Origin of the sequence: Zoogloea sp. (genome assembly GCF_028689785.1) — a bacterium.
Taxonomy (GTDB): Bacteria; Pseudomonadota; Gammaproteobacteria; order Burkholderiales; family Rhodocyclaceae; genus Zoogloea.
In genome coordinates this window covers 1-4,863 of record NZ_JAQVCN010000118.1, presented here as the reverse complement: position 1 = coordinate 4,863, position 4,863 = coordinate 1, and the positions used below count along the sequence as shown (strand labels likewise).

The window sequence follows — 4,863 nt, the reverse complement described above, 5'->3', positions numbered from 1 at the left end:
AGAGACATGACCCGATGATTACATTCCTGTCAGCTTTCTCTTGAGCGCTGCGCCGCTAGCGCTTCGGAAGTGCGGCCAGGAATGCCTTCTGAAATTCCAGCGTGCACGAAAGCAGTGCCGACCAGTGATCCACCGCAATCCGGCCACTTGCCGCGGTGAAACCCGCAACATCTCCCTGCAACAGCGCTTTCGGGTCGTGGTCAGCCTGATGCACCCACTTGTGCATCGTCTCGGTGGTCAATGTCGTCACCTGCTCGCCGTACGTGAAGCCCAAGCGGCAGAGTCCGGCCGCAAGGTCGAGATTGGCCTGAAGACGCGCTCTCAGGTCTTCGTTCGCTTCTTGCATGATGTTCCCCTGTACAAGCCGAACCGCACGAGACTCGCGCCGGTTCGGCAATGACTTACTTGCCAAGGCTTTCCGCCAGGTCGCGATGCCCCTTTTCCAGTGCCCGGGCCTCTTGGGCCGCTTCCTTGAGTTTGGTCTTCAGATTGCTGCAGTGGGCCGCCCACAAGCCCGCATCACCTCTTGGGCGGCCAGAGTAAGAGGCCGCCATTTTTTCGTGCTGCTTGGACTCGGTCTCGTAACTGGCGGCCTTCTTTGCAAAGTAGTCGGCGATACGTTGGTGATCAGCCGCAGTTGAAGCACTGGAAATGGCTTCCGGGATCTCCGCAACGGGGGGCGTTGATGAACAAGCACCCAAGGTCAGAATCAGCGCTACGCCAGCGAGTGTCACGCCTAGATTGCGTTTCATGATGTTGCCTCCTTGTGAGTTCGCATACTCAGTGTGCGATCTGGCGACTGACAAAGGGGTGACGCAACCATTACATCCATGTCCTTGAAATGTCAGAAAGGTGTGTTTGACCCTCTTGATTCCCTGCAACGGCAAATCTGGTAGGCGGCGAGCCCTCCGTCGCTTGGCATAGTCCTTATCCACACGAATGGCTGAAAGGTCATGCCGGGGCAGGCTCAGCTTGAAAATTCAAGAAGTCTGTTTGTCTGCTCCTGCCTTCCTGAGGCGCAGAGCGTTACCCACCACACTGGCAGACGAAAAACTCATCGCCAACGCGGCGATCATTGGCGAAAGAACCAGCCCATACGCCGGATAGAGTACGCCGGCTGCAATCGGGACACCGAGAGCGTTGTAGAGAAACGCGAAGGCAAGGTTCTGCCGCATGTTGCGGACCGTGGCGACCGACAGCGCACGGGCGCGGGCAATACCTCTCAGGTCGCCTTTGACGAGGGTCAGTTGGGCACTGTTCATGGCCACATCGGTCCCGGTTCCCATGGCGATGCCGACATCCGCCTTGGCGAGGGCCGGTGCGTCGTTGATGCCGTCGCCAGCCATCGCCACGACATGTCCTTCTCGCTGAAATTTTTCCACGAGCGCAAGCTTGTCGGCCGGCTTGACCTCTCCGTAGACCTCATCGATACCGAGCCGCTGCCCTACAGCGTGTGCGGTAGTTAAACCATCTCCGGTCGCCATCACCACGCGCAGCCCGGCCGTCCGCAGGTTGGCCAAGGCTTCCGGAGTGCTTGCTTTGATGGGATCGGAAACCGCCAACAGGCCAAGAAGCCGCCCATCACGCGCAAGATGGATCACGCTGGCGCCACTCTGGCGGAGCTCTTCGGCGCGCAGTGCAAGTTCGGGAAACGATTCCAGCGCGATCCCCTCCTGTGCCATCAGCGTCACGTTACCAAGTGCCAGGCGCCGGCCTCCAACGGTGCCATGGACGCCAATGCCGCTGGCCGATTCGAACTGCTCGACCTTGTCGAGGCTCATTCCCCGTTCACGTGCAGCACGCACGATGGCATCGGCCAGTGGATGTTCACTGCCCTGGTCGAGGCTGGCCGCGACTTGCAGGATCTCGTCCTCGCTGTTGCCTTGCAAGGCAACAGCACGCTCGAACGCGGGGCGTCCTTCGGTCAGGGTGCCGGTCTTGTCCACAATCAGCGTGTCGATCCGGCGCAGATTCTCGATTGCGGCCGCATCCCGAAAAAGGATGCCCTGCGTGGCGGCCTTGCCAGTCGCCACCATGATCGACATCGGGGTTGCCAGCCCCAGGGCGCAGGGGCAGGCAATGATCAACACCGAGACTGCGCTGATGAGACCAAAGACCCAACCCTGGTCGCCTCCAAACAGCCCCCAGGCAAAGAAGCTGGCCAGGGCGACGGTGACCACCGCGGCGACAAAATACCCGGCTACCACGTCGGCCAGACGCTGCATCGGGGCCCTGGAACGCTGGGCCTGGGCGACCATCTGCACGATCTGTGCAAGCATGGTTTGCGCGCCCACCTTCTCCGAACGGATGACGAGGCTGCCGGAGGTGTTCATCGTCGCGCCGATCACCTTGTCCGGTGCCCGCTTGCTGACCGGCAGCGGCTCACCGGTCAGCATCGACTCATCAACCGAACTGCTTCCTTCGACCACCGCGCCGTCTACCGGCACTTTCTCGCCAGGCCGAACCCTCAGGAGGTCGCCGACATGGACATGATTGAGCGGGACATCTTCTTCACTGCCATCGGCCAGGATTCGCCGTGCGGTCTTCGGCGCCAGACCCAGTAGCGACTTGATGGCCGCCGAAGTCTGCGAACGGGCGCGCAGCTCCAACATCTGGCCAAGCAAGGTCAACGAAATGATGACGGCCGCCGCCTCAAAGTAGACGCCGATCCGGCCATGGGCCATGAACGACAGTGGAAACACGCCAGGCGCCAGCGTCGCGGCAACGCTGTAAAGAAAAGCCGCGCCCGTACCGAGGCTGATCAGCGTCCACATGTTGGGACTGCGATGGACCAGCGACTGCGCGCCCCGAACAAAGAAGGGCCAGCCTGCCCACAGGACGACAGGCACGCTCAGAACCAGTTCCACTCCACTGCGAGAGGTCGGCGACAGACCGTTGAGCAGGTGGCCTGCCATGGCCAGGAACACCACCACAACGGTAAGCGGCAAACTGAACCAGAAACGTCGCCGGAAATCCCGGTATTCGCTGTTGTCGTCTTCGGTCGCCAGATCAGGCAGGACCGGTTCGAGCGCCATCCCGCATTTCGGGCAGTTGCCCGGGCCGATCTGCCGGATCTCTGGATGCATCGGGCAGGTGTACTCGGTACCGGGATCGGAGACGGCGGACTTTGCAGGCTGCAGGTACACACGCGGACCTGCATCGAATTTGGTCTTGCATTTGCTGCTGCAGAAGCGGTAAGTCGTGCCTTCCCATTCACTTTGGAATGTCGACTCGGGCTTCACCGTCATTCCGCAGACCGGGTCTGTCGCGCTTCCTGGAGCGACTTGCCCAGAAGAAGACGGAACGTGATGGTGGGCAAGGTCGTGCATGTGTCCGGACGCTGGGGATGTCATGGCAACTCCTTCTTGTCTCGGCCTTGATTCTTACCCGGCCTTCAAGGTTTAGTCGGGTGCTTACTCCACTTTGGCCACCAGCCGGGCGTTCTGAGCAGGTAGTCGCGATATGTCTCGCCGAATTCGTCCAGTGCCTGTTTTTCTTCCCGTCTTGCCAGGCGGATGTAGGTCGCAAGCAGGATCGGAAACAGGGTGAGCGTGACCAAGGTCGGCCACTGCAGCAGGAAGCCGACCATGATGAGAATGAAGGCGGCGTATTGAGGGTGGCGGATTCGGGCGTAGGGGCCCGTCGTCGCCAGCGCCCGCGCCTTCTGCGCGGCATAGAGCACCGGCCAGGCATCAGCCAGAAGCCAGAAACCGCCGAGGATGAAGAGGCTGGACAGGATGTGGAAAGGGCCGAAGTGGGGATTGGCCTTCCAGCCGAAAATCATTTCGAGCAGATGTCCTGCGTCGTGGGAAAGCCAGTTGATGCCCGGAAAGTGCTCCGTCAGCCAGCCCGAGAGCAGGTAGATGGTCAGCGGAAAGCCGTACATCTCCGTGAACAGGGCGACGACAAAGGCCGAGAACATGCCTAGCGTTCGCCAGTCCTGCTTGCTCTTGGGCTTGAAGTAACTGGCTGCAAACAAGATGAAGAAAATCGAGTTGATGGCAACGAGCGTCCACAACCCGTAATCACCGTTACTGGCGTCCATGGCCATCTCCTCCTTCACCCGCATCGCGCTCATGCGACTTGTGAGCGCCGTGATGGCCATGCATGAATCGGTGCATCAGGGGGCAGGCCAGCAGAAACAAGTAGGGCAAGACACCAAACAGATGCGCACGGTGTTCCGTCAGGAGGTAGAACAGGGCAATCGCGGCAAACACCCACCATACCCACTTGCCGCGCCGGAAATGGTGAGAGTGACCATCAGTGCCAGCTTGGGATGGCTTACGAAGATCGATCATCACGGCCTCCTACGTTGCAAGACAAGAATCAGCGCGACGCCGATGATCAGTTCACGCTAACTTTCCCGGCCCCGATCCAGCCGCCATTGCTTCACCAGTGCGTAGATCGCGGGGATCACCGCCAAGGTAAGCACCGTCGAGGAGATCATTCCGCCGACCATCGGTGCCGCGATGCGGCTCATCACCTCGGAGCCGGTGCCCGTCCCCCACATGATCGGCAAGAGGCCGGCCATGATGGCGACGACGGTCATCATCTTCGGGCGCACGCGCTCGACAGCACCTTCCATAACCGCTTCATAGAGGTCGCCCACGTTGGGGGCACGGCCGGCAGTGCGGCATGTGCTCTTCACGGCTTCCCAGGCATGGTCGAGATAGATCAGCATCACCACGCCGGTTTCCGCCGCCACGCCGGCCAGTGCGATGAAGCCCACCGCCACGGCCACCGACAGGTTGTAGCCGAGCAGCCACATCAGCCACACCCCGCCGACCAGCGCGAAAGGCACGGACAACATGACGATCAGCGTTTCGGTGATGCGCCGGAAGTTCAGATAGAGCAGCAGGAAGA

Annotated in this window: 6 protein-coding genes; all 6 read right to left on the bottom strand. The window is 60.7% G+C overall.

The features are described from left to right. Nucleotides 1-55 precede the first annotated feature (55 nt). A complete protein-coding gene (locus PHI64_RS23360) occupies nt 56-346 on the bottom strand; it encodes a hypothetical protein (protein WP_299888781.1) in 291 nt (96 codons plus the stop codon). Between the two features lie 55 nt (nt 347-401). Continuing rightward, nucleotides 402-752 carry a hypothetical protein gene (locus PHI64_RS23355; protein WP_299888778.1) on the bottom strand — a complete coding sequence of 117 codons (351 nt, stop codon included), beginning with the start codon at nt 750-752 and terminating at the stop codon, nt 402-404. A 228-nt stretch (nt 753-980) separates the two neighbouring features. Then, complete coding sequence (locus PHI64_RS23350; protein WP_299888775.1) at nt 981-3,329, bottom strand: heavy metal translocating P-type ATPase; 2,349 nt, start codon at nt 3,327-3,329, stop codon at nt 981-983. A 65-nt stretch (nt 3,330-3,394) separates the two neighbouring features. Next, nucleotides 3,395-4,045: an isoprenylcysteine carboxylmethyltransferase family protein gene (locus tag PHI64_RS23345; RefSeq protein ID WP_299888783.1), complete on the bottom strand. Its 651-nt coding sequence runs from the start codon at nt 4,043-4,045 to the stop codon at nt 3,395-3,397. After that, entirely contained in the window at nt 4,032-4,298 is a 267-nt protein-coding gene (locus tag PHI64_RS23340) for a DUF2933 domain-containing protein (protein ID WP_299888772.1), read from the bottom strand. The genes PHI64_RS23345 and PHI64_RS23340 overlap by 14 nt, the downstream gene beginning before the upstream one ends. Before the next feature lie 56 nt (nt 4,299-4,354). Further along, on the bottom strand, nt 4,355-4,863 hold a 509-nt coding region (locus tag PHI64_RS23335), incomplete at its 5' end, for an efflux RND transporter permease subunit (protein WP_299888769.1).

Coding starts and splice junctions, on each gene's coding strand:
- PHI64_RS23340 (WP_299888772.1), bottom strand. CDS start 4,298: ATGATCGATCTTCGTAAGCCATCCCAAGCTGGCACTGATGGTCACTCT.
- PHI64_RS23355 (WP_299888778.1), bottom strand. CDS start 752: ATGAAACGCAATCTAGGCGTGACACTCGCTGGCGTAGCGCTGATTCTG.
- PHI64_RS23360 (WP_299888781.1), bottom strand. CDS start 346: ATGCAAGAAGCGAACGAAGACCTGAGAGCGCGTCTTCAGGCCAATCTC.
- PHI64_RS23345 (WP_299888783.1), bottom strand. CDS start 4,045: ATGGACGCCAGTAACGGTGATTACGGGTTGTGGACGCTCGTTGCCATC.
- PHI64_RS23350 (WP_299888775.1), bottom strand. CDS start 3,329: ATGCACGACCTTGCCCACCATCACGTTCCGTCTTCTTCTGGGCAAGTC.